The organism is Humibacter ginsenosidimutans (genome assembly GCF_007859675.1).
Lineage (GTDB): Bacteria > Actinomycetota > Actinomycetes > Actinomycetales > Microbacteriaceae > Humibacter > Humibacter ginsenosidimutans.
The window spans coordinates 661,146-684,397 of the sequence record NZ_CP042305.1 but is presented as its reverse complement, the minus strand read 5'-3'; the positions used below and the strand labels follow the sequence as shown (position 1 = coordinate 684,397).

Annotated in this window: 21 protein-coding genes and 1 tRNA gene; 16 read left to right on the top strand and 6 right to left on the bottom strand. The window is 69.1% G+C overall.

The genetic code is table 11. The features are described 5' to 3' along the window. Positions 1-15 precede the first annotated feature (15 nt). From FPZ11_RS03290 to narI, 8 genes are all read left to right on the top strand, one after another. Complete coding sequence (locus FPZ11_RS03290) at positions 16-1,272, top strand: glycosyltransferase (RefSeq protein WP_246846506.1); 1,257 nt, start codon at positions 16-18, stop codon at positions 1,270-1,272. Positions 1,273-1,289: 17 nt separating this feature from the next. Continuing rightward, a tRNA-Ile gene (locus tag FPZ11_RS03285) sits at positions 1,290-1,363 on the top strand. Positions 1,364-1,494: 131 nt separating this feature from the next. Then, positions 1,495-2,442, top strand: a complete 948-nt coding sequence (locus FPZ11_RS03280; protein WP_146318341.1) for a DUF1254 domain-containing protein — start codon at positions 1,495-1,497, stop codon at positions 2,440-2,442. 108 nt (positions 2,443-2,550) lie between these two features. Further along, complete coding sequence (locus FPZ11_RS03275; protein ID WP_246846505.1) at positions 2,551-3,852, top strand: MFS transporter; 1,302 nt, start codon at positions 2,551-2,553, stop codon at positions 3,850-3,852. 45 nt (positions 3,853-3,897) lie between these two features. Then, positions 3,898-7,641 carry a nitrate reductase subunit alpha gene (locus FPZ11_RS03270; protein ID WP_146318339.1) on the top strand — a complete coding sequence of 1,248 codons (3,744 nt, stop codon included), beginning with the start codon at positions 3,898-3,900 and terminating at the stop codon, positions 7,639-7,641. Continuing rightward, a complete protein-coding gene (narH, locus tag FPZ11_RS03265) occupies positions 7,638-9,284 on the top strand; it encodes a nitrate reductase subunit beta (protein ID WP_146318337.1) in 1,647 nt (548 codons plus the stop codon). The genes FPZ11_RS03270 and narH overlap by 4 nt, the downstream gene beginning before the upstream one ends. After that, complete coding sequence (narJ, locus tag FPZ11_RS03260) at positions 9,284-9,964, top strand: nitrate reductase molybdenum cofactor assembly chaperone (RefSeq protein ID WP_146318335.1); 681 nt, start codon at positions 9,284-9,286, stop codon at positions 9,962-9,964. Before narH ends, narJ begins: the two co-directional genes overlap by 1 nt. Before the next feature lie 24 nt (positions 9,965-9,988). After that, a complete protein-coding gene (gene narI, locus FPZ11_RS03255; RefSeq protein WP_146318333.1) occupies positions 9,989-10,750 on the top strand; it encodes a respiratory nitrate reductase subunit gamma in 762 nt (253 codons plus the stop codon). Between the two features lie 14 nt (positions 10,751-10,764). Here narI and FPZ11_RS03250 read toward each other — a convergent pair whose 3' ends face one another. The 4 genes from FPZ11_RS03250 to FPZ11_RS03235 are packed head-to-tail and all read right to left on the bottom strand — an operon-like array spanning position 10,765 to position 13,682. After that, complete coding sequence (locus FPZ11_RS03250; protein ID WP_146318331.1) at positions 10,765-11,673, bottom strand: ABC transporter ATP-binding protein; 909 nt, start codon at positions 11,671-11,673, stop codon at positions 10,765-10,767. After that, positions 11,670-12,467 (bottom strand): ABC transporter permease, encoded by a 798-nt coding sequence (locus tag FPZ11_RS03245; protein WP_168203727.1) that lies wholly within the window; start codon positions 12,465-12,467, stop codon positions 11,670-11,672. Before FPZ11_RS03245 ends, FPZ11_RS03250 begins: the two co-directional genes overlap by 4 nt. Continuing rightward, complete coding sequence (gene modA / locus FPZ11_RS03240) at positions 12,464-13,252, bottom strand: molybdate ABC transporter substrate-binding protein (protein ID WP_146318329.1); 789 nt, start codon at positions 13,250-13,252, stop codon at positions 12,464-12,466. The genes FPZ11_RS03245 and modA overlap by 4 nt, the downstream gene beginning before the upstream one ends. 34 nt (positions 13,253-13,286) lie before the next feature. Then, positions 13,287-13,682, bottom strand: coding sequence for a TOBE domain-containing protein (locus tag FPZ11_RS03235; protein WP_146318327.1), 396 nt, complete (start codon positions 13,680-13,682; stop codon positions 13,287-13,289). A gap of 108 nt (positions 13,683-13,790) precedes the next feature. On the opposite strand from FPZ11_RS03235, the gene FPZ11_RS03230 reads away from it, so the two are divergent. The 6 genes from FPZ11_RS03230 to FPZ11_RS03205 are packed head-to-tail and all read left to right on the top strand — an operon-like array spanning position 13,791 to position 17,706. After that, positions 13,791-14,888, top strand: a complete 1,098-nt coding sequence (locus FPZ11_RS03230; protein ID WP_146318325.1) for a ThiF family adenylyltransferase — start codon at positions 13,791-13,793, stop codon at positions 14,886-14,888. After that, the gene (locus tag FPZ11_RS03225) at positions 14,885-16,078 is read left to right on the top strand and encodes a molybdopterin molybdotransferase MoeA (RefSeq protein WP_146318323.1); all 1,194 of its coding nucleotides are present in this window, start codon (positions 14,885-14,887) and stop codon (positions 16,076-16,078) included. Before FPZ11_RS03230 ends, FPZ11_RS03225 begins: the two co-directional genes overlap by 4 nt. After that, positions 16,075-16,566 carry a cyclic pyranopterin monophosphate synthase MoaC gene (moaC, locus tag FPZ11_RS03220; protein WP_146318321.1) on the top strand — a complete coding sequence of 164 codons (492 nt, stop codon included), beginning with the start codon at positions 16,075-16,077 and terminating at the stop codon, positions 16,564-16,566. The genes FPZ11_RS03225 and moaC overlap by 4 nt, the downstream gene beginning before the upstream one ends. Further along, positions 16,563-17,216, top strand: coding sequence for a molybdenum cofactor guanylyltransferase (gene mobA, locus FPZ11_RS03215; protein ID WP_146318319.1), 654 nt, complete (start codon positions 16,563-16,565; stop codon positions 17,214-17,216). The genes moaC and mobA overlap by 4 nt, the downstream gene beginning before the upstream one ends. Then, a complete protein-coding gene (locus FPZ11_RS03210) occupies positions 17,213-17,473 on the top strand; it encodes a DUF6457 domain-containing protein (protein ID WP_146318317.1) in 261 nt (86 codons plus the stop codon). Before mobA ends, FPZ11_RS03210 begins: the two co-directional genes overlap by 4 nt. Further along, complete coding sequence (locus tag FPZ11_RS03205; RefSeq protein ID WP_146318315.1) at positions 17,470-17,706, top strand: MoaD/ThiS family protein; 237 nt, start codon at positions 17,470-17,472, stop codon at positions 17,704-17,706. Before FPZ11_RS03210 ends, FPZ11_RS03205 begins: the two co-directional genes overlap by 4 nt. A gap of 13 nt (positions 17,707-17,719) precedes the next feature. Here FPZ11_RS03205 and FPZ11_RS03200 read toward each other — a convergent pair whose 3' ends face one another. Further along, positions 17,720-18,145: a molybdenum cofactor biosynthesis protein MoaE gene (locus FPZ11_RS03200; protein ID WP_146318313.1), complete on the bottom strand. Its 426-nt coding sequence runs from the start codon at positions 18,143-18,145 to the stop codon at positions 17,720-17,722. Further along, entirely contained in the window at positions 18,142-18,621 is a 480-nt protein-coding gene (locus tag FPZ11_RS03195; RefSeq protein ID WP_146318311.1) for a MogA/MoaB family molybdenum cofactor biosynthesis protein, read from the bottom strand. The genes FPZ11_RS03200 and FPZ11_RS03195 overlap by 4 nt, the downstream gene beginning before the upstream one ends. Before the next feature lie 278 nt (positions 18,622-18,899). Between FPZ11_RS03195 and FPZ11_RS03190 the strand changes: the two genes are divergently transcribed. After that, complete coding sequence (locus FPZ11_RS03190) at positions 18,900-21,446, top strand: DUF2156 domain-containing protein (RefSeq protein WP_168203726.1); 2,547 nt, start codon at positions 18,900-18,902, stop codon at positions 21,444-21,446. 52 nt (positions 21,447-21,498) lie between these two features. Further along, a complete protein-coding gene (locus FPZ11_RS03185) occupies positions 21,499-23,250 on the top strand; it encodes a bifunctional 3'-5' exonuclease/DNA polymerase (RefSeq protein WP_146318307.1) in 1,752 nt (583 codons plus the stop codon). The last annotated feature ends 2 nt before the right edge of the window (positions 23,251-23,252 follow it).

Genomic DNA, 23,252 nt, shown 5'->3' with positions numbered 1-23,252 from the left:
GAGAAGGATGGCTCCTTGACGGACTCACGCGACGCTGCGACGGAACCCCCGCTTCCGCCGACCACCACGCGCAAGCCGCTGAAGATTCTGATCGGTGCTGACACGTTCGCTCCCAATGTGAACGGTGCGGCCCGCTTCGCCGAGCGCCTCGCGGCCGGCCTCGTGGCCCGCGGCCACGAGGTGCATGTGATGGCGCCTTCCGCAGGACGCCGCCATGGCACCTGGATCGAGGAGCACGAGGGTCAGCGCATGGTGATGCACAGGCTCTACAGCTGGCGCTGGTACCCGCACGAGTGGCTCCGGTTCGCCTTGCCGTGGCGCATCAAACAGAACAGCGCCCGCGTGCTCGACGAGGTGCAGCCCGACGTCGTGCACTTCCAGTCGCACATCGTCGTCGGACGCGGACTGTCGATCGAAGCGAAGAAGCGCGGCATTCGTGTCATCGGCACCAACCACTTCATGCCGGAGAACCTGCTCGAGTTCACGCTCATTCCGAAGTGGCTGCAGGACTTCGCGATCCGTCAGGCCTGGAATGCCGCGGCGCGCTCGTTCGGCCGGGCAGAGGCCGTCACGACTCCGACCCACAAGGCTGCTGAGTTCCTCGAACGCAACACGGGCATCGAGCACGTCTACGCCATCTCGTGCGGCATCGACGCGCACAAGTACACCCCGAACTTCGAGCCGCGCACCGAGAATCGAGTCGCTTTCGTCGGACGGGTCACGGGCGAGAAGCAGATCGACGTGCTCGTGCGCGCCGTCGCGCTGCTGCCCGCCGACCTCGACGTGAAGCTCGAGATCGTGGGCGACGGCGACCAGCGTCGCGCGCTGGAGCAGCTCGCCGAGCAGCTCGGCATCGCGGACCGGGTCACGCTCACCGGTTATGTCTCCGACGACGAGCTGCGCGAGGCCTACACGCGCGCCACCGTGCTCGGCATGCCGTCGATCGCGGAACTGCAGTCGATCGTGACCATGGAGGCCATGGCCTCCGCCCTGCCCGTCGTCGCAGCGAACGCCATGGCGCTGCCTCACCTCGTGCACGACGGACAGAACGGCTATCTGTTCGAACCGGGCAATGCGCAGCAGCTCGCAGACCGGCTCGAGAAGATCTTCAGGATGCCGGAGCCCGAGCTCACGGCGATGAAGAAGGAGTCCCTGCGGCTCATCGCGGCCCACGACATCCAGCGCACGTTGAACACCTTCGAGTGCCTGTATCGTGGTGAGGCGGTGCCCGACCTGGTCGTCGACGACGTCACCACCACACCGGCCGACTGATCGGCTGCGGCACGCACGGGGCGGTAGCTCAGCTGGTTAGAGCATCGGACTCATAATCCGCCGGTCACGGGTTCAAGTCCCGTCCGCCCTACTTCTCCTCGTCGATGCGGGGCGGCGCTCGTCCGAACGCTCATAGCCCTGCCGGGATGAGTTCGTCCGACGGCGGCCCGACGCCGGCCGCGGCGCGGTACGGTGCTGCCACCGATCCGGGCAGGGGGCGCCATGGGCGAGATTCAGGCAGTATCGGCCGACAACTTCGCACGCGCAGAAAGCGACATGTACTTCCAGCGGTTCTCGCAGGGCAGCGTCGGGGCGCTTGCACATCAGCGCGAGCCTGCGAACGCCGACAATCAGCGAGTGGTCAGGGACAACCCCAACGTCCTCGCCAGCACAGCGGTCTTCGATCTCGACGCCGGTCCCGTGACGATCACGATGCCGCCGTCGGATGACCGATTCGTGTCGCTGATGGTCACGAACGAAGACCATTACACCGTCACCGACTACGAATCCGGACAGCACGTGCTGACCAGAGCGGAGCAGGGCACCCGGTATGTCTTCGTCGCCGTGCGCATCCTCGTGGATCCGAACGACCCGGGTGATCTCGAGCAGGCACGGGCGGTGCAGGATGCGATCACCGTCGACCAGCCGGGCGGCCCGGGGGCTCTGGACTTGCCGAACTGGGATCCGGCGAGTCAGAAGAAGGTGCGAGACGCGCTGCTCTCGCTCGCGGACACGCTGTCCGGGAGCAATCGGATGTTCGGCACCCGTGAGCAGACTGATCCGGTTCGTCATCTGATCGGCACCGCTGCCGGTTGGGGCGGCAATAACGAGAACGACGCCTTCTACGCCTTCGACGTGCCGAGCCAGAACGACGGCGAGACGATCTACAGTGTCACGTTCCGCGATCTCCCCATCGACGCATGGTGGGGCATCTCCGTGTACAACGCCGAGGGGTACTTCGAGAAGAACGACCGGGACATCTACACCGTCAACAGCATCAACGCGGTGCCGAACGGCGACGGCTCGTACACGGTTCAGTTCGGCGGGAATGGTGCGCCGAACCTGCTTCCCGTCTTCCCCGGCTGGAACTGGGCCGTGCGCCTCTACCGACCGCGTCCCGCGCTCGTCGAGGGCGACTGGGTGTTCCCCGATGCGCAACCGATGGCCTGACAGCCCGGGACGCACCGAAAACGCGCCACCCGGCCGCGGGTCTGGACCTGGACCCCACCGAGGGGCAGTCTGGTGCCACGAGCATTCGCGCGACGCGGGGGGTTCTCTGTGGTCACTGCCACTGGGTCCGAGCTGAAGTCCGATCTGTCGAATTGGGACCCCGAGAACGCCGCCACCTGGGACCCTCGCCGTGCCTGGTGGACACTCGGCATCACCACGTACACCATGTTCATCAGCTTCGCGACGTGGTACGTGGTCAGCGCGGTGGCGCCGAGGCTGAACGAGGTCGGCTTCGCGCTCGACCCCGGCCAGCTCTACTGGATCGTCGCTGTGCCGGGGCTCTCCGCCGGCCTGTTGCGCCTCGTTTTCATGTTCCTGCCGCCGATCCTGGGCTCCAGGGCTCTGGTCGTGCTCTCCTCGCTCCTGCTGCTCATCCCGCTGTTGGGCTGGACCTTCGCGGTGCGCAGCAGCGACACCCCGTTCTGGGTGCTGCTCGCACTGGCCTTCGCCGCGGGCGTCGGCGGCGGGACGTTCTCCGGATTCATGCCGTCGACGAGCTACTTCTTTCCCAAACGCCTGAGCGGGACGGCACTCGGACTCCAGGCGGGTCTCGGCAACTTCGGCATCTCCTTCGTGCAGCTGCTCACGCCATGGGTCGTGGGATTCGGCCTCTTCGGCACGGCTGCGCTCACCCCGCAGTCTGATGCGGACGGACACCTCATCTGGCTGCACAACGGCGGCCTGGTGCTCGTGCCGTGGGTGCTGCTTGCCGCGGTCGTCGCCTTCCTCTACATCCGGAGCGTGCCGGTCACGGCGAACTTCCGGGAGCAGATGGACATCTTCCGGATCAAGCACACGTGGATCCAGACCGTGCTCTACGTGATGGGATTCGGCTTGTTCTCCGGCCTGTCGGCGCAGACCGCGCTGCTCATCAAGAACCTGTACGGCGGCCCGAACGGACTCATGTACGCCTTCATCGGCCCGGCGATCGGGGCGCTGATGCGCGCGGCGATGGGCCCGCTCTGCGACAGGTTCGGCGGCGGGATCTTCACTTTCATCGGGTCGATCGGCATGTTCGTCGGCTGTGTCGTCACCACGGTGTTCCTCATCCCGGGGACCGTGGCAGCCTTCCCCGGCGTCATCACCGGCATCCTCGTCATCTTCCTGTTCTCCGGTCTGGTGAACGCCGGCACCTTCAAGCAGATGCCCACGATCTTCCCGAGACGTCAGGCGGGCGGCGCCATCGGGTTCACAGCATCCATCGCCGCCTTCGGCCCGTTCTTCGTCGGGGTGCTGCTCTCGCTCGTCGGTCCCGTGCCGTTCTTCGTCTGGTCGGTCGTGCTCTGCGCGATCTGCATCTGGCTCGCATGGTGGTACTACGTGCGCCCCGGCGCCGAGGCCAAGAGCTGACCACGACGCCATCGACATCTTCATCGAGCACGACAAGGACGAAGCATGGCCTCACGAACCCGCACCGAACCGGCGACCGACGGTCCGCTGGCCGACACGCTGCTCGAACTCAGCAAGTTCATCCGACCGGGCGAGGTTTCGCCCGACCTGCGCACGCTCTTTCTCACCGGGGGCCGCGACGGCGACGTCTTCTACCGCGACCGCTGGTCGCACGACAAGGTGGTGCGTTCCACGCACGGCGTGAACTGCACCGGGTCGTGCTCGTGGAAGGTGTACGTCAAAGACGGCATCATCACGTGGGAGACCCAGCAGACGGACTACCCGTCCGTCGGCCCCGACTCGCCGGAGTACGAGCCACGTGGATGCCCGCGCGGCGCCGCCTTCAGCTGGTACACCTACTCGCCGACACGTGTGCGGTATCCCTACGTGCGCGACGCCCTGCTGCAGCTCTACCGCGCAGCGAAGCAGCAGCATCCCGATCCCGTCGACGCCTGGGCCTCCATCGTGGAGAACCCGCAGCTCGCCGCCGGCTACAAGCGGATGCGCGGCAAGGGCGGCCTGGTACGGGCGACCTGGAACGAGGCACTCGAGATCGCCGCCGCCGCACATGTGCACACGGTGAAGACGTACGGCCCCGACCGTGTGGCCGGCTTCTCTCCGATCCCGGCGATGTCGATGATCTCGCACGGCGCGGGCTCGCGGTTCCTCAACCTCATCGGCGGCACGATGCTGTCGTTCTACGACTGGTACGCCGACCTTCCGGTGGCCAGCCCGCAGGTGTTCGGCGACCAGACCGATGTGCCGGAGTCGGCGGACTGGTGGAACGCGAGCTACCTCATGATGTGGGGCAGCAACGTGCCGGTGACCCGCACGCCCGACGCCCACTTCATGACCGAGGCGCGGTACCGGGGCACGAAGGTCATCACCGTCTCGCCTGACTACACCGACAACACGAAGTTCGCCGACGAATGGGTGGCGCCGCATCCCGGCACCGACGCGGCGCTCGCGATCGCGATGGGACACGTGATCCTCACCGAGTTCTTCGTTCAGCGGCGCACGCCGCGATTCGAGGACTACATGCGGCGCTACACGGACGCGCCCTACCTCGTGACGGTCGAGCGCAATGGGGACCGTCTCGTTCCAGGCAAGTTCCTCGCTGCGGCCGACCTCGGCGGCGAGGCCGCGACAGGGGCGCACGCGGCGTTCAAGCCCGCCGTGTTTCACCAGGACGGCACCGTCGTGGTGCCGAACGGGTCGCTCGGACACCGTTTCTCGGCCGAAGACGAAGGCAGGTGGAACCTCGACCTGGGAGATGTCGTGCCGCCGCTGTCGGTGGCCGACCTCGAAAGCTGGGACGGGGCATCCGCCGAGATCGCACTGCCGCGTTTCGACGTCGCCCCCGAGCCCGGCCAGGAGCATGCGGGCGGCACCGGCGTGGTCGTGCGCGGCGTTCCGGTGCGCACGGTCGCCGATGTAATGGTGACGACGGTGTTCGACCTCATGCTGGCGCGGTACGGCGTCGGCAGGGACGGCCTTCCCGGCGAATGGCCGACCGGTTACGACGATCCGTCCAGCCCGGGCACCCCGGCCTGGCAGGAGGAGATCACCTCGGTGCCCGCCGAGCAGGCAGAGCGCATCGGTCGGGAGTTCGCCGACAACGCGGAGCGCAGCGGCGGCCGGTCCATGATCTTGATGGGCGCGGGCACCAACCACTGGTTCCACTCCGACACCATCTACCGCACCTTTCTCGCGCTCACCATGATGTGCGGCTGCCAAGGCGTGAACGGCGGCGGTTGGGCGCACTACGTCGGGCAGGAGAAGGTGCGCCCGCTCACCGGCTACAACCAGTACGCGGGAGCCCTCGACTGGACGAGGCCGCCCCGCCAGGCGATCGGAACGGCGTTCTGGTACCTCGCCACCGACCAGTGGCGCTACGACGGACTGCCTGCCGACCAGCTCTCGTCGGCGCTCTCGCGTGGCACCTTCGAAGGGCGCACCACGGCCGACTGCCTCGTCGAGTCGGTCAAGCGCGGCTGGATGCCCAGCTACCCCACGTTCTCCCGCAACCCGCTCGACCTGTGCGACGAGGCCGAGGCCGCGGGCAAGGAGCCCGCCCAGCACATCGTCGACAGCCTCGAGGACGGCACGCTGCACTATGCCTGCGAAGACCCGGATGCTCCTGAGAACTGGCCGCGCGTCATCACCATGTGGCGCGCGAACGTGCTGGGGTCCTCGGGCAAGGGCAACGAGTACTTCCTGAAGCATCTGCTGGGAACGGATGCCGCCATCCGCGTCGACGAAACAGGCGAGGGTTCCCGGCCGCGTGACATCCGCTGGCGCGAGGACGCCCCCATCGGCAAGCTCGACCTGCTCGTCACCAGCGACTTCCGCATGACCTCGACCACGCTCTTCAGCGACGTGGTGCTGCCGACGGCCACCTGGTACGAGAAGTACGACCTGTCGTCCACCGACATGCACCCCTTCGTGCACTCCTTCACGCCCGCGATCGATCCGCCCTGGCAGACGCGCACCGACTTCGAGACGTTCGGCGCTCTCGCCGAATGGTTCAGCCGGCTCGCCCGCACACACCTCGGCGTGCGGCGTGACATCGTGGCCGCCCCGCTGCAGCACGACACGCCCGACGTGATGGCGACACCGCACGGCAGGGTCGAGGATCTGCCGCTGAAGCCCGGTGTCACGATGTCGAAGCTCATCGTGGTCGAGCGCGACTACACCGCCATCGCCGACAAGTGGAAGACGCTCGGTCCCCTGAGCGAGAAGCTGGGGATGGCCACGAAGGGCGTGACCTTCCATCCCGACAAGGAGATCGATGCTCTGGCGCGACTCAACGGCGTCGTCGAGTCGGGCCCGATGGCGGGCAGGGTGCGGCTCGACAGCGATCGGCGGGCTTGCGAGATGGTGCTGGCCTTCTCAGGCACCACCAACGGCAGGCTCGCCGTTCAGGGCTTCGAGGAGCTCGAGAAGAAGACCGGCCAGAAGCTCGCCTTCCTCGCGGAGGAGCACGAGGGCACGCACATCTCGTTCAATGACGTGCAGGTGCAGCCTCGCAGCGTGATCACCTCGCCGGAGTGGTCGGGTTCCGAGCACGGCGGACGGCGATACACGGCCTTCGCCGTCAACGTCGAGCAGCTCAAGCCGTGGCACACGCTGACCGGCCGCCAGCACTTCTTCCTCGACCACGACTGGATGGAGGAGCTCGGCGAGAACCTCCCGATCTACAGGCCACCGCTCGACCTGCACAGGCTGTTCGGCGATGCCAAGCCGGGGGAGCGCAGACGCATCGCCGGCCCAGGAGCCGACGGCCAGATGGAGGTGTCGGTGCGCTACCTCACACCGCACTCCAAGTGGTCGATCCACTCCGAGTACCAGGACAACCTCTTCATGCTCTCGCTCTCGCGCGGCGGCCCCACCATCTGGATGAGCCCGAAGGACGCCGCCGTCATCGGCGTGCGTGACAACGAGTGGATCGAGGCGTACAACCGCAACGGCGTCGTCGTCGCCCGCGCGATCGTGTCGCACCGCATGCCGGAGGGCACGGTGTACATGTACCACGCGAAGGACCGCACCGTGGATGTGCCGATCGCGGAGACCAGCGGGCTGCGCGGCGGCATCCACAACTCGCTCACGCGCATCCTGCTCAAGCCCAGTCACCTGATCGGTGGCTACGCGCAGCTCGCCTGGGCGTTCAACTATCTCGGACCGACCGGCAATCAGCGCGATGAGGTCACCACGATCCGGCGGCGCAGCCAGGAGGTGCAGTACCGATGAAGGTCATGGCGCAGATGTCGATGGTGATGAACCTCGACAAGTGCATCGGATGCCACACGTGCTCCGTCACGTGCAAGCAGGCGTGGACGAACCGCACCGGGGTCGAATACGTGTGGTTCAACAACGTGGAGACCCGGCCTGGCGTCGGCTACCCGCGCACGTACGAAGACCAGGAGAAGTGGGGCGGCGGCTGGGTGCGCACCAAGCGCGGCCGCCTCAAGCTGCGAAGCGGCGGGCGCCTCAACAAGCTCGCGCACATCTTCTCCAACCCGAACCTGCCTGAGATCCACGACTACTACGAGCCGTGGACGTACGACTACGACATGCTGCTCAACTCGCCGGCGGGGGAGCAGACCCCGGTCGCGAGGCCCAAGAGCCTGCTCACCGGTCAGGACATGAAGATCTCGTGGTCCGCGAACTGGGACGACGACCTCGGCGGGTCGGTGGCCACCATGCAGGACGACCCGATCCTCAAGAAGATGAGCGAGCAGGTGAACGCCGAGTTCGAGCAGGCGTTCATGTTCTACCTGCCGCGCATCTGCGAGCACTGCCTCAACCCGTCGTGCGTCGCATCGTGCCCGTCGGGCGCCATGTACAAGCGCGTCGAAGACGGCATCGTGCTCGTCGATCAGGACAGGTGCCGCGGCTGGCGCATGTGCGTCTCGGGATGCCCGTACAAGAAGGTCTACTTCAACCACAAGACCGGCAAGGCCGAGAAGTGCACGCTGTGCTATCCGCGCATCGAGGTCGGCCTGCCCACCGTGTGCTCCGAGACGTGCGTCGGCCGCCTGCGGTACCTCGGGCTCGTGCTGTACGACGTCGACCGCGTCGCCAAGGCCGCCAGCGTCGAGAACGAGCACGATCTGCTGGATGCGCAGCGCGACGTCATCCTCGACCCGTTCGACCCCGGGGTGATCGAGGCGGCCAGGCGCGACGGCATCGCAGAGGACTGGATCGAGGCGGCGCAGAACAGCCCGATCTTCAAGCTGATCAAGCAGTACAAGGTGGCTCTGCCGCTGCACCCCGAGTACCGCACCATGCCGATGGTCTGGTACATCCCGCCGCTCTCGCCGGTCGTCGACGTCATCACCGGGTCGGGAAACGACGGAGAGGATGTTCGCAACCTGTTCGCGGCGATCGACCAGCTGCGCATCCCCATCGAGTACCTCGCGGAGCTGTTCACCGCCGGTGACACGGCGCCGGTGGACTTCTCGCTGCGCAAGCTCGCCGCGATGCGGTCCTACATGCGAGGCATCAACCTCGAGGAGGGACGCGACGAGTCGATCGCGGAGTCGGTGGGCATGACGGGCACCGAGATCGAGGAGATGTACCGACTGCTCGCGATCGCCAAGTACAACGACCGCTATGTCATTCCCGCCGCCCACGCGGAGCGAGCACGGGAGCTCGATGAGCTGGCCTGCTCGCTCGACTACGACGGCGGGCCCGGCATGGGCGGCGCCGGACCGTTCGGCTCCTCCAGCGGTCAGCCGGTGCCGGTGGCGGTCGAGAACTTCCATGCTCTCGCCAACCGGCAGACCGCCGACCGCCCGTCGACCCCCGGTCGCGTGAACCTCCTCAACTGGGACGGCAATGGAGCCCCGCAGGGCCTGTTCCCGCCCAAGGACAGGGAAGGCGACGACTGATGGCCCCGTCGACGAGGTCACGCGTGACGCCGCGGCGCCGGCTCCCCGCTAGGCTCGACTCCCTCTCGCTGACCCACGATCAGCGTCGCCGCGTGCACATGGCCGCTGCCGTGCTGCTCGACTATCCGGACGCAGCCTGGTTCGACAAGCTGCCGACGATCGCGACGCTCATCGCGCCTGTGCCCCACGCCGTGCGCGAGCCACTCGAACGGTTCATGGCGGCGGCCGCCGCCTCCGACGACTGGGACCGGCGCTACGTCGTCACCTTCGACCTCAAGCGCAAGTGCAGCCTCTACCTGACCTACTTCGCCACCGGAGACACGCGCAAGCGGGGCACGGCGCTGGTGACCATCCTGGAGGCCTACCAGGCGGCCGGATGGCGGTTCGATGCCGACGAGCTGCCCGACTACCTGCCGGCCGTGCTCGAGTTCTCCGCTCTCAGCGACTCCGAGATCGCAGGCGCACTGCTCTCCAGCCACCGCGAGGGCATCGAGGTGCTGCGCGCGGCGCTCGAGCAGCTGAACAGCCCGTGGGCGGATGTCGTGCGTGCGGTCACGCTCTCGCTGCCCGCCATCGACGAAGCGACCCGCGAACGCTACCTCGACCTCATCACCGAGGGGCCGCCGACTGAGACCGTCGGGCTCAGCTTCCTCGGCGACCTGCCGCCCTTCTCACCCTAGGCCGCTGCCGTCGAGGGAGCACGCATGAACCCGCTGTCGCTGCTGCTCTGGGTGGCACTGCCCTACATCGCGATCGCGGTGTTCATCGTCGGCCACATCTGGCGTTACCGGTACGACAAGTTCGGCTGGACCACCCGATCGAGCCAGACCTACGAGAACCGCCTGCTTCGCTGGGGGTCACCGATGTTCCACTTCGGCATCCTCTGCGTGCTGGTCGGGCACGCCGTCGGTCTCCTCATCCCGCAGGAGTGGCTCTTCGCGATCGGCGTCAACGAGGAGATGTACCACATCGGCGCCACGGCGCTCGGCACGGCGGCTGCGGTGCTCACCCTGGCCGGGCTGGCCATCCTCATCTATCGCCGTCGCACCGTCGGCCCCGTGTTCCTCGCCACCACGCGCATGGACAAGGTGATGTACGTCTTCCTCGGTGCGACGCTGCTGTTCGGCACACTGGCGACGTTCACCTATCAGCTCTTCGGCAGCGGGTACAACTACCGCGACACGATCAGCCCCTGGGTGCGCAGCATCATCCTGTTCCAGCCGGAGCCGCAGCTGATGGCGCAGGCGCCGATCTTCTTCCAGATCCATGCGCTGTGCGCCACGGCTCTGTTCATCCTGTGGCCGTTCACGCGACTCGTGCACGTCTTCTCGGCACCCGTGCAGTACCTGTTCCGGCCGTACATCGTCTACCGCTCACGCGACGAGCATCGCAGCGGCACACGCGCCACCCGGCGCGGATGGGATCCGGTGGCCGCACCCGACCCGGAACGGCTGAAGCGACCGTAGGGCGGCCACGGCCATCAGGATGCCGGCGGCCCGAGCACGAGTTCGGCGCCCGGTTGCAGCGTGACGTCGCCTGGCATCCGCAACTCCACGTCGACGCCGTCTGGCGTGCGCAGCCTCACGAGCGTGCCGTCCGCGAGAGAGTCCGCTGACAGCACGCGGGCGCGCCATGGCCCCCCGGCGGAAGCGCCGAGCCACGATGCCGCGCCCGGAGCGAGTGCGGCCACGAACGTCGTGGCGGGGGAGCGCAGCACCTCCTCGACGGCACCCGTCTGCGTGATGCGGCCGTGCTCCACCACGACGAGCCTGCTCGCGAGGGCCGTCGCGTCGACGGCGGCGTGCGTGGCCACGAGCGCCGTGGTCGACGTCGCCGCCAGCTGTTCGCGCATCAGGGTGCGGATGCCGTCGGCCGTCTCCGGGTCCAGCGACGTGAGCGGCTCGTCCAGCAGCAGCAGGCGCGGAGCCGTCGCCAGCGCCCTCGCCAGTGCGACGCGCTGCTGCTGGCCCCCGGAGAGCTGTGCCGGGCGTCGACCGCCCAGGGCGCCGAGGCCGACGCGGTCGAGCCAGGCGTCGGCATCCTCGCGGGCCGCACGACGCGGCGTGCGACGGGCACGCGGCCCGAATGCCACGTTCTCCCGCGCGCTCAGATGGGGGAAGAGCCGCGCCTCCTGGCCGAGCAGGATCACGCCGCGATCATGAGGCGCGACGTGCGTGCCGGATGCCGTCTGCACGGTCTTGTCGTCCAGGCGCACGTGTCCGTCGGAGAGCGGAACGAACCCGGCGATGGCGCCGAACAGCGTCGACTTGCCCGCACCGGAGGGGCCCATCACGGCGACGATCTCTCCCGGACCGGCGTGCACCTCGACGTCGAGCGTGTAGTCGCCCCGATCGACCCGCACTCTGGCGGCCAGTGCCGCGCCGCTCATCGCACGCCCTCCGTGGCGCTGCCTGGGCGCCAGGCGCGCACCAGCAACAGCACCGCGATCGCCGTCACCAGCAAGAGCAGTGAGAGAGCGACGGCGGCGTCCTGGCTCACTCCCGCCCCGTTGAACGCCGTGTAGATGGCCAGCGGCATCGTCTGGGTGACGCCCGGGGCATTGCCGGCGAACAACGCTGTGGCGCCGAACTCGCCGACGGCCCTGGCGAAGCAGAGGATGACCCCTGAGATCAGTCCTGGAGCCGCCAGCGGCAGCGTGACTCGCCAGAAGATGGTCCACGGCCCGGCCCCGAGGCCGGCGGCAGCACGCTCGTAGTCGACACCGGAGGTTCGCAGCGCACCCTCCAAGGCCAACACGAGGAACGGCAACGCGACGAACGTCTGGGCGAGAACCACGGCAGCGGTCGTGAAGGGCAGCTGCAGCCCGGTGAAGCCGAGCCACCCGGTGCGCCCGAACAGGAACAGCAGCGCGAGGCCGCCGACCATGGGCGGGAGCACGAGCGGCACCGTGACGACGGCTCGCAGCACGGCGGCCGTGCGCGCGCCGGATCGGGCGATCAACAGTGCGAGGGGCACCCCGAGCAGCAGGCACAGAATGGTGGCGATCAGTCCCGTGGTCACCGACAGCCGCAGCGCGTCGGCGGCCTGCTGCGAAGAGACGTCCTGCCACAGCGTCGCCCAGTTCACCCGGCCGACGAGTGCGGCCAGGGGGAGAACCAGGAACGCGATCGCGACGACGGCCGGGACGATCAGGACGGTCGGCGCGTAGCCGCGTCGGTTCACGGCTTGTCGAAGCCGAACGATGCCAGGATCTTCTGCCCCTTCGGCCCGGTGATGAACGCGACGAACGCCTTCGCGGCCGACGTGTTCGGGGCATCCTTCAGCGCCACGATCGGGTAGGAGTTGATCACCTTGCTCGCTCCGTCGGGAACGATGGTCTTCACCTTGTCGGTGGTTTTGGCGTCGGTCTTGTAGACGAGGCCGGCGTCGGCCTCGTCGTTCTCGATCTTGGTGAGCACGGCGGTCACGTTCTGCTCCTGGCTCACCGGGGTGACCTTGACGCCCTCGTTGCTGAGCAGCGTGAGCGCTGCGGCACCGCACGGAACGGCGGGCGCGCACAGCACGACCTTGTTCTTCGCGTCGCCGAGGTCCTTCAGCGACGTGATGTTCGCCGGATTGTCCTTGGGCACGACGATGACGAGCGTGTTGCGCGCGAAGATCGTCGGGTCGGACGCCAATCCCGGATCGGTCACCTTCTGCATGTTCGCCTGATCGGCGGAGGCGAAGACGTCCACCTTGGCGCCGCCGAGGATCTGCGTGGCGAGAGTGCTCGAGCCGTCGTAGTTCGGCGTGACCTTCACGTTCGGATGCTCGGCGGTGAACTCCTTGATCGCCTCGTCGAAGGCACCCTGCAGCGATGCCGCAGCAGACACGCTGAGCTGACCGCTGAGGGCGTCGGCAGTCGCAGTGCTGGTCGCGGTCGAGGATGCCGCAGGGCTGCCGGAACATCCGCTCAGCAGGAGTGCGGCCGCGGCGACGGCTGCGGCGGAGAAGAGAATGCGGCGCATGCTGGTCCTCTCGGTTGATAGGCGATCTTGCGGGTCAGGTGCGAGGCACCTCGACGATGACGGTCGTGGCCTTGACGACGGCGACGGCGAGCGAGCCGACCTCGAGGCCGAGGTCGCGCGCGGCTTCTGCGCTCATCAGAGAGACGACGCGATGCGGTCCCGATTGGATGTCGACCTGCGCCATGACGCCGTCGACGATGACGTTCGTCACGAGTCCCGTGAAGCGGTTGCGGGCACTGGAGAGCACATCGGTGGGATCGAAGGACGCCCGCGCGAGGTCGACGGCGTGCCGAGCGAGTGCTTCGCCCGGGATCTCCGCGGGCGTCGTGTCGGTGGTCTCGAGAACGCCCTGCTCGACCCAGCGGCGCACGGTGTCGTCGCTCACGCCCAGGAGCCGAGCGGCCTGGGCGATCTTGTACGCAGCCGACATGCTGTCACCGTACACCGCAGGTGCGGATGATTGGTCTTGTTTTCTCCGCAGAAACGGACCAGCTCGTGGGCCGTCCGCCTGTCGGTGCTCCTGAATTACCCTGGGATCATGTCGCTGCCGCCGCTGGCCGAACCGGTCGTCCTGCTGAGCAAGGCGGAGCGGGCGCGCGTGGCGCGTCACCGCACTCTCGCGGGCCTCGGCGAGGAGGGGCAACGTCGCATCGCCTCGGCACGGATCGGGGTCGTGGGTGCCGGCGGTCTGGGCTCTCCTGTCGTGCTCGCACTGGTCGCGGCAGGTGTGGGCGAGCTTGTCGTGTTCGACGACGACGACGTCGAGCTGTCGAATCTCAGCCGGCAGGTGATGCACCGACGCGACGACGTCGGCGCCCCGAAGACGGCGAGCGCGGCGCGAGTGGCCGCCGAGCTGTCCGAGACCCGCGTCGTGCAGGTGACCGATCGGCTCACGCGAGGCAACGCGCACGAGCTGCTGCGCGGCCTCCCTCTGGTCATCGACGGCACCGACTCGTTCGACAGCCGCGAGATCGTCGCCTCGGCGTGCGAGCGGCTCGGCATCCCGTCGGTCTGGGGCACGGTGCAGGAGTACACCGGTCAGGTCACCGTGTTCTGGTCGGCGCCGCCGGCAGGCATCGAGCCCGTCACCCTGCACGACCTCTACCCGAAGGGCACGGATGCCCCCGCGTGCTCCGTCGTCGGCGTGTTCGGCCCCTTGTGCATGCAGGTGGGCGCGCTGATGGCCTCTGAGGCGCTCAAGCTCGTCACCGGCCTCGGCCGGCCGTTGCTGGGCCGGGTCGCCCTGCTCGACGCGTTGGCCGGGACGCAGCGCGAGATCCCGCTGCGGCGCGCCCGCGTCTCCGATGCTCCCGCTCAGACGGCGCTGCCGGCTCCCTCCGGACCGCCGGAGGTCGACGCGCCGGGCGACCGTGTCGTGCTCGACGTGCGCGAGGCGTGGGAACTCGCTGCAGAAGGCATCCCGGGCTCACTCCAGGCGCCGTTCGCCGCGGTCGTGAGGGATGCCTCGGGCGTGGTCGATCGGCTCGGCCTGCGCGGCCGAGACATCGTCGTCGTCTGCCAGGTCGGCGTGCGAGCCCGTCTCGCCGTCGACGCGCTGCGGGCGCAGAACGTCGAGGCTGTCGTCTTGCGCGGCGGGATCAAGGGCTGGAGAGCCAGGCAGAAGGAGCACGCGTGATCCCCGTCGAGGAGCACCTGTCGAAGATCCTCGCGGCGACTCGCACGCTGGAGACCATGACGGTGGCCGTCGACGCCGCGGCCGGCCGCACGCTCCGCGAGGACGTTCGTGCGGCCGTCGACCTGCCGCCGTTCGACAACTCGGCGATGGACGGCTTCGCCGTGCGCTTCGCCGACATCGCGAGCGCGAGCGCGGAGAATCCGATCGCGTTGGAGGTCGTCGCCGACCTGCCAGCCGGCACGCAGGCCGACCCCGCCGTGCACCTCGGGCAGGCCGCGCGCATCATGACCGGCGCGCCGCTGCCCACCGATGCCGACACCGTCGTTCCGTTCGAGGAGACCGCGGGTGGCCTCGAGCACTCCATCGGGCAGGTCGAGGTGACGGCGGCTCACGTGGCGGGTGCGAGTGTGCGGAAGCGGGGAGAGGAACACGCCGCGCGAGACCGCATCCTGCGGGCCGGCGTTCTTCTCGGTGCGCGTCAGCTGGCGGCGGCCGAGGCGGCCGGGGTCGCCGAGCTGACTGTGACGCGGCGGCCCAGGGTCGCCGTGATCTCCACGGGCGACGAGCTCCGTGCAGCGGGCACCGCGCTTCTCCGCGGACAGATCCCGGAATCCAACGGCGTGCTTCTGGCCACACTGAGCGTCTCCGAGGGCGCCGAGGTCGTGCTGCGCACCGTCGTCGGCGACGGGGGCGACGGACTGCGCCGTGCGCTCGACGAGGCATCCGAACGCGGAGCGGACCTCGTGATCACCTCGGGCGGTGTCAGCGCCGGAGCCTACGAGGTCGTGAAGAACGTGGCGCCGATGACGTTCGTCAAGGTGGCCATGCAGCCGGGCAAACCCCAGGGGTTCGGGGCGGGGCATCCGCTGCTGTTCGGTCTGCCAGGCAACCCCGTGAGCGCCGCCGTGTCGTTCGAGGTCTTCGTGCGGCCCGCGCTCCTCGCCATGCAGGGGCGCACCGAACTCACGCGGCGCACGGTGCGCCTGCCTGCCGCGGAGGGCTGGCGCACGCCGCCGGAGCGGGCGCAGTACCTTCCTGTCGTCATCGGGGACGACGGCGTTCGCCCCGCCTCGTCGGGTGCCTCTCATCTGGCCGCCAGCCTCGGCCGCGCCGACGCCTACGCGGTCATCCCCGCCGAGGTCGAGAAGATCGTCCCCGGCGATGTCGTCGATGTCATGCTGGTGACATGACCTTCACGCACCTGGATGCCGCCGGCAACGCGCGCATGGTCGACGTCACGCAGAAGCAGCCCACCGTGCGCTCCGCGACGGCGCGCGCCTCCGTTCGCTGTGCGGCGCACGTGGTCGCCGCACTGCACGATGGCACGGTGCCCAAGGGCGACGTCTTGGCCGTCGCACGCATCGCGGGAATCGCCGCAGCCAAGCGCACCCCCGAGCTGCTGCCGCTCGCACACGTGATCGGCGTGCACGGCGTCGTCGTCGACCTCAGCATCGTGGACACCGGTGTGCAGATCGAGGCCACCGTGCGCACGGCGGACCGAACCGGAGTCGAGATGGAGGCCCTGACCGCCGTCTCGGTCGCGGCGCTCGCCGTGGTCGACATGGTGAAGGGCATCGACCGCTCCACCGTCATCACCGACGCCCGTGTCGTCGCGAAGTCCGGCGGCCGCTCCGGCGACTGGGTGCGGGACGGCGAAGAACCACCGATCCGGTCATGAACGCGCGCGTCACCGACGAGCCGACACCGGCCGCTCTGCCGTCGATGGGCGCCATCCTGCTCGCCGGCGGCCGCGCCTCCCGCATGGGCGGTGTCGACAAGACCCGCCTGCCGGTGAACGGCAGCACCATGTTCGACCGTGCGCTCGCCGCCGGCTCCCGCCTCGGCTGTTCGCCGATCGTCGCAGTGGGACCGAGACCCGACGACAGCGGAGGGCCCGACACGCCACCGCTGCGCTGGGCGAGGGAGTACCCGCCGTTCTCCGGACCGGCGGCGGCGGTCGTGACCGCGTTGGACGCCGGCGTGCCGTCCCGCCCGGAGTGGATGCTCGTGCTCGCCTGCGACCTCCCGTTCCCCGAGCTGGCGGTCGCCTCGCTCGTCCGGGCACTCGCCGACCACGTCGACGAGGTCGACCCGCCGGACGGCCTCTGCCTCACCGACGCCACGGGCAGGGCGCAGTGGCTCACCGCCGTGTATCGCACCGATGCGCTGCGCCGGGCCGCGGCATCCCTTGCCGATCAGGGACGAGATCAGTCGATGCGGGCACTGCTCTCGGGGCTCGAGATCGTGACCATCGACGCGGACGCGGATGCGACCGACGACATCGACACCTGGGACGACTACGACAGAATCACGAAAGGCGCATCATGAGCGACCGACTGCCTCCCGAAGCCCTCGACCACTGGGCCGACGCGCTGAGAGAACACTTCGACCTTGCGGCGGAGGACGTTCCGATCGCCCTCATCCTCGACCTCGCGAAAGACGTGGCGGATGGCGTGGCACGTCCCGCGGCGCCGTTCAGCGCTTTCGTGGCCGGCCTGGTCGCCGGTCGGGCTGGCGGCACCCCGCAGCAGGTGCGGGACACCGTCGCCGAGGTCTCGCAGCTCGCCGCCGGCTGGACCGCATGACGGTCACCGTGCGGTTCTTCGCCGCGGCGGAGGACGCCGCCGGAGCGCCGCAGCTGACGAGCGTCGCGCCTGATCTGGCGGCGCTGCGCGCGGAGCTCGGTGCGGAGCATCCCGCGCTCGCCGCGCTCCTGCCACGGTGTTCGGTGCTGCTAGACGGGTCACGGGTGGATGACTCGGAACCGCTGCCCGACGGCGGCACGGTCGACGTGCTCCCGCCGTTCGCGGGCGGATGAAGCGCCCTACGCCTCAGCCGCCGAGTCCCTTCCACTCGGTCGTGCCGTCCGCCTCCACCTGCCGTTTCCAGATCGGCAGCTCGTGCTTGAGCGCCTCCACGAGGGCGCGGCACACGTCGAAGGCCTCCGCGCGGTGCGCGGCCGCCGCAACGACGATCACAGCGGTCTCACCCACCGCGAGCCGTCCGATGCGGTGGCTGACCGCCACACACGCACCGGTGTCGCCGACGGCACGCTCAGCGAGCGCCAGCAACGCCGCTTCTGCATCGGGATGCGCCGTGTACTCGAGCGCGACCACGGGCGTCGCCGCGTCCGGGTCGTGATCGCGCACCCTTCCGACGAAGCTGGCCTCGGCACCCATGCGGGCATCGTCGACCGCCGTCACGTGGTCGGCGAACGAGAGCGGCTCGGCGGAGATGCGCGCCAGTGCCACCGTCATCGATGATCCTCCCCGCCGAGCTGGGCGAGCACGTGCGGTGCGATGGAGACGATCACGGGCATCCCGTCGTCGACGGCCGCCGGTGAGCCGGGAAGGTTCACCACGAGGGCGTCGCCCGCGATCCCGGCAAGGCCGCGCGACAGCATCCCCGCCGGCTTCTGGACGGTCGCCCGCCGCCGCAGCTCGTCCGCGATCCCGGGAAGTTCAAGGGTGAGCACGCGCGCCGTGCCCTCCGGTGTTCTGTCCCGCGGAGCGATGCCGGTGCCTCCCGTCGTCACGACGACGCGGATGCCGTCGGCCAGCAGCCCGCGCAGCGTGCGCTCCACCTCATCGGCGCCGTCGGGAACGATGATCGCCTCCGCGCAGTCGAATCCCGCCTCGCGTAACGCCGCCACGGCGCGCGGCCCCGACGCGTCGGCGCGCGTGCCTGCACTTGACCGATCGGAGACGGTGATGACGGCGGCGCGGTGTGCCATGCTCTCAGCCTAGGGCTCGGCTCCGTCGACGCATGTCGTCGGTGAACGCCTGTGAACCCGCTCATCGGCAGCACCGCGCAATTGTGTGCCCGCGTTCCGGGACATGTGCACTTGCTGTCATGTGTCTGAAGGGGGCGTTCAGCCATGTCTGCGTCGGAGCGACGAAGAGAAGAATCGAGCGGCGGCAGCGCGTATGCACTCGTGCCGCCCCGTCCGAGGAGAGTGCGAACGTTGTTGTCAGTGCGCGTCCACGCCTGTGTGCTGCCGTCAGGAGACGAATGACCCCCATCACCCGGGATGCACCACCCGCCGCGACACGTGCAGGCACGGTACGACGGGCACTGGATGCCGTCGCCCGCGTGCCGTTCACCGTCGCCTATCTCGTCGTGGTCGTGATCGGGAGCATCCTTCTCGGATCTCGCGGCGACGTTCGGCTGTGGACCCTGCACGCCTTCGGCACGGGACTGCCGTCGCTCGGTCTGTGGGGGCACTGGTGGTCGCCGATCACCTCGTTGCTCGTCGCGAAAGACGTGCTGGCCCTCGTGCTCGCCGTGTTGTTCGGAGGCGCGGTGCTCGCGTTCAGTGAACGGCGGCTGGGCACGTGGCGCACCGTGCTGGCGTTCTTCGCCACGGCGATCGCCGCCGACGTGCTCGGTGCCACGCTGCAGGCCGTGCTCGGGTACGCGGGCGGAATCTGGGACACGCAGTTCCGCAGCACCCTCATCGTCGACCCGCTCACCGGCGTCGCAGGCGCCATCATGGCGGCGAGCGCCTTCGCCTCCGCTCGCACCCGGCGAAGGATGCGCGTCCTCACCACCGTCGTCGTGCTCATGTTCCTGCTCTACCGAGGCGAGCCCGTCGATCTGTATCGCTCCCTCGCCGTGCTCGTGGGATTCGCGCTCGGCGTCGCGATGCGGCCGATGGACAGGGCGCGCGAGTGGGGACGCAGCTCGCATCACGAGATCCGCGTCTTCATGGCCTCCGTCGTCGTCACGGGCGCGATCGGGCCGATCATCGCAGCCCTGTCCGCCAGGCCGCGTGGCCTTCTGGCGCCGATCGCCCTGCTGCTCGACAACGGGTCGGCGTCGGACCCGCAGGGCCTTCACGCCTGCAGTGTGTACGCGGTGAGCCGTGCCTGCGTTCAGGCGATCACGCTGGAACGGATCGGATCGTTCGGACCCATCATGCTCAGCGTGCTTCCGCTGCTCATGCTGCTCGTCGTGGCGTGGGGGCTGGTGCGGGGACGCCGGCTCGCCGTCGGCCTCGGCATCGGCATGAACGCGCTGCTCGCGCTCTGCTCCGCGTACTACCTGGGCCTGCTGCCGCACCTGGGAATCGCGGGCGAGCGCCGGTTCCCCGACCACGGCTCGTGGGGCATCGTCCTCGCCCTCGGGGCCACGACGGTGGCACCGGCGCTGACGGCGGTGCTGCTCTTCGTGTTCAGACACAGCTTCACCGTGATGCCGTCCAGGCGGTCGATGATCAGGTACGGCCTGATCGTCGTGGGCAGTGCGCTCGTGCTGATCGGGCTCTACATCGGGCTCGGCTGGGTGTTGCGCGACGTGGCGTTCGACCGCCACGTCACGTTCCTCGAACTCTCGCTCGACGCCTTCGAGCGCTTCATCCCCGTCGAGTTCCTGCACAGGGAGATCCCCGACTTCCTGCCGTCGAGCCTCGCCGGTCGCATTCTCTACCACGGTCTCGGCCCGGTGTTCTGGACCATCGCCATCGTCGCTGCCGTGCCCCCGCTGCTGGCACGCCCGGCATCCTCCGCGCACGACGCGGAGCGTGCTCGGCGCATCCTCATGGCGCACGGCGGCGACCACATGTCGTTCATGACCACGTGGCCGATGACGTCGTACTGGTTCGGCGACGACGGAGAGACAGTCGTCGGCTACCGCGTGGTCGGGGGAGTGGCGATCGCCATCGGCTCCGCGTTCGGGCGACGGGATGCCCGCGCGGACGCCATGCTCGCCTTCGCACGGCACTGCGACGAACGCGGCTGGACTCCCGTGTTCTACAGCGTCGACGCCGGAGACTGGGGATCGTATTTCACCGATCTCGGCTGGGACCGCCTTGTGGTCGCCGAGGAGGCGGTGATCGCGCCGCAGAGCTGGAGCACGACCGGCAAGAAGTGGCAAGACGTGCGCACCGCGATCAACCGTGCCCGCCGCGAGGGCCTCACTCTCGAGTGGGCGCACTACCACGAGCTCTCCTACGCCACGGCTGCCCAGATCGCCGATCTGTCCGAGCAATGGACCGCGCAGAAGGACCTGCCGGAGATGGGGTTCACGCTGGGTGGCCTCGACGAGCTCCGCGACCGCGATGTGACGCTGCTGCTGGCCCGCGACGCCGAGCAGCGGGTGCAGGCCGTGACGAGTTGGATGCCCGCTTTCGACGACGGGCGGGTCACCGGCTGGACCCTCGACTTCATGCGCCGCCGTGTCGACGGGCCGAACGGGGTGATGGAGCTCGTGATCGCCGGCGCCGCCGAACGTGCCCGCGACGACGGCCTCGAGTACCTCAGCCTTTCCGGTGCGCCGCTTGCGCGCACCTCCGTCTCGGATTCGCCGGAGAGCACGGTCGAGGCGGTGCTCACGCTGCTGGCCGCCTCGCTGGAGTCGATGTACGGGTTCCGTTCACTGCTCGCCTTCAAGCGCAAGTTCCAGCCGGAGCTCAGGCCGCTCCTGATGGCCTATCCCGATCCCGTGTCGCTTCCAGCGATCGGCCTGGCGCTCCTTCGGGCATACCTTCCCGGGCTGACGATGCGCGATGCGATGGCGGTCCTTCGGCCACAGCGCAAGGAGACGGCTCCCACACGGTAGCATCGAAGACAGTTTCGATCTGTCGATCAGATGTGCTCCGATCAAGGGAACCATGGCCGAGTCTCCGGTGTCGCCGCCCCCGTCCCGGTACCCCGTGATCTCGTCCGCACGGGATGCCGTGGTGCGCGTCCGCGAAGAACCTCCGGCCGGCGATGCAAGCGGCGATCGGCTCGTCGAGCGATCCTGCTGGCCGGAGTACGTGCGCACCGCCGAAAAGGACCGACCGCGCTGGGTGTGGCGCAGCTCCCGCACGTGGTACCCGAACTTGCTTGCGGAGGGGGTGCGGGTCGAGCGCTGCGTCGACCTCGCGCTCTGCGGCACGATCCTGCGCGGTTCGGGGGCGACGGCGGGCACGAGCATCCACGGCTCGCCTGCACCATGGCCGGCCGACGTCGCTGCTGCGGGACGCGAAGCCGATCCCGACAGTGGGCCCGCGCTGTTCAGCTTCGACGACGCCGCCGTCTCGATCGCGGCCGAAGCTGAGACCGACGAGGTGGACGAGTGGCACCTGCAGGAGCAGGCCGTCGGCGATCTCGGCGACCGTGGAGCGGCATCCCGGCTGCGGTTGCTGCTCGCGGCCGAGTCCGCCGGATCCCTCGTCGCGGCCGAGATGCAGCACGCCGGGCTCCCGTGGCGTGCCGACGTGCACGAGCGGCTGCTGACCCGTGAACTCGGGCAACGCGGTCCGTCCGGCACGAGGCCGACGCGCATGGAGGAGCTCGCACTGACCATCCGCCGCCTGCTCGAGGCCCCGACGCTTAATCCGGATTCGCCGGCAGAGCTGGTCAAGGCGCTGCAGAGGGCGGGCCTCGGCGTGAGCTCTGCGCGGGCCTGGGAGCTGCGCGAGATCGACCACCCGGCCATGCCTGCCGTGCTCGAGTACAAGAAGCTCTCCCGCCTCTACACCGCCAACGGCTGGGCCTGGCTGGATGCCTGGGTGCACGACGGCCGGTTCCGTCCCGACTACGTGCCAGGCGGCGTCGTCACCGGCAGATGGGCCACGAGCGGTGGTGGCGCACTTCAGCTGCCGAAGCAGGTGCGCGCGGCGGTGGTCGCCGACCCCGGCTGGAAGCTGGTGGTCGCGGATGCCGCACAGCTCGAGCCGCGCATCCTCGCGGGCCTCGCGCACGACGAGCGCATGGCCGCCGCGGGCCGCGGCCGCGACCTCTACGACGGCCTGGTCGCCTCCGGAGTCGTCGACACCCGGCAGCACGCGAAGGTCGGGATGCTCGCCGCCATGTACGGGGGAACAACAGGCGACGGCGCGCGCGTGCTCCCTCGCCTCGCGAGAGCCTTTCCGCGGGCGGTCTCGCTCGTCTCCACGGCGGCGGACACGGGTGAGCGCGGGGGCGTCGTCAGCACCCTGCTCGGGCGCACATCGCCGCCGCCCTCGCAGGACTGGCTCACGCAGCAGCATGCGGCCGCGCTTCCCGAGGCGACGCCGGAACAGGAGCGTCGCGCTCGCTCCCGGGCTCGCGACTGGGGCAGGTTCACACGCAACTTCGTCGTACAGGGCACCGCCGCAGAATGGGCGCTGTGCTGGATGGCCGAGCTGCGCAATCGGCTCGCGGCGATGCAGGGCGGGCCGGCCGGCCGTGCGGGTGCGCCGTTCGAGCGCAGCCCGCACCTGGTCTACTTTCTGCACGACGAGGTGGTCGTGCACGCTCCCGAGCCGCTGGCCGACGAGGCCGCCGTCGCGGTGCGCGAGTCCGCCGCCGCGGCGGGGCGTCTCCTGTTCGGCGACTTCCCCGTCGAGTTCCCGCTCACGGTGGCTGTCATCGACAGCTACGACCAGGCGAAGTGACG

Coding starts and splice junctions, on each gene's coding strand:
- FPZ11_RS03280 (WP_146318341.1), top strand. CDS start 1,495: ATGGGCGAGATTCAGGCAGTATCGGCCGACAACTTCGCACGCGCAGAA.
- FPZ11_RS03270 (WP_146318339.1), top strand. CDS start 3,898: ATGGCCTCACGAACCCGCACCGAACCGGCGACCGACGGTCCGCTGGCC.
- narH (WP_146318337.1), top strand. CDS start 7,638: ATGAAGGTCATGGCGCAGATGTCGATGGTGATGAACCTCGACAAGTGC.
- narJ (WP_146318335.1), top strand. CDS start 9,284: ATGGCCCCGTCGACGAGGTCACGCGTGACGCCGCGGCGCCGGCTCCCC.
- narI (WP_146318333.1), top strand. CDS start 9,989: ATGAACCCGCTGTCGCTGCTGCTCTGGGTGGCACTGCCCTACATCGCG.
- FPZ11_RS03250 (WP_146318331.1), bottom strand. CDS start 11,673: ATGAGCGGCGCGGCACTGGCCGCCAGAGTGCGGGTCGATCGGGGCGAC.
- modA (WP_146318329.1), bottom strand. CDS start 13,252: ATGCGCCGCATTCTCTTCTCCGCCGCAGCCGTCGCCGCGGCCGCACTC.
- FPZ11_RS03235 (WP_146318327.1), bottom strand. CDS start 13,682: ATGTCGGCTGCGTACAAGATCGCCCAGGCCGCTCGGCTCCTGGGCGTG.
- FPZ11_RS03230 (WP_146318325.1), top strand. CDS start 13,791: ATGTCGCTGCCGCCGCTGGCCGAACCGGTCGTCCTGCTGAGCAAGGCG.
- moaC (WP_146318321.1), top strand. CDS start 16,075: ATGACCTTCACGCACCTGGATGCCGCCGGCAACGCGCGCATGGTCGAC.
- mobA (WP_146318319.1), top strand. CDS start 16,563: ATGAACGCGCGCGTCACCGACGAGCCGACACCGGCCGCTCTGCCGTCG.
- FPZ11_RS03210 (WP_146318317.1), top strand. CDS start 17,213: ATGAGCGACCGACTGCCTCCCGAAGCCCTCGACCACTGGGCCGACGCG.
- FPZ11_RS03205 (WP_146318315.1), top strand. CDS start 17,470: ATGACGGTCACCGTGCGGTTCTTCGCCGCGGCGGAGGACGCCGCCGGA.
- FPZ11_RS03200 (WP_146318313.1), bottom strand. CDS start 18,145: ATGACGGTGGCACTGGCGCGCATCTCCGCCGAGCCGCTCTCGTTCGCC.
- FPZ11_RS03195 (WP_146318311.1), bottom strand. CDS start 18,621: ATGGCACACCGCGCCGCCGTCATCACCGTCTCCGATCGGTCAAGTGCA.
- FPZ11_RS03190 (WP_168203726.1), top strand. CDS start 18,900: ATGACCCCCATCACCCGGGATGCACCACCCGCCGCGACACGTGCAGGC.
- FPZ11_RS03185 (WP_146318307.1), top strand. CDS start 21,499: ATGGCCGAGTCTCCGGTGTCGCCGCCCCCGTCCCGGTACCCCGTGATC.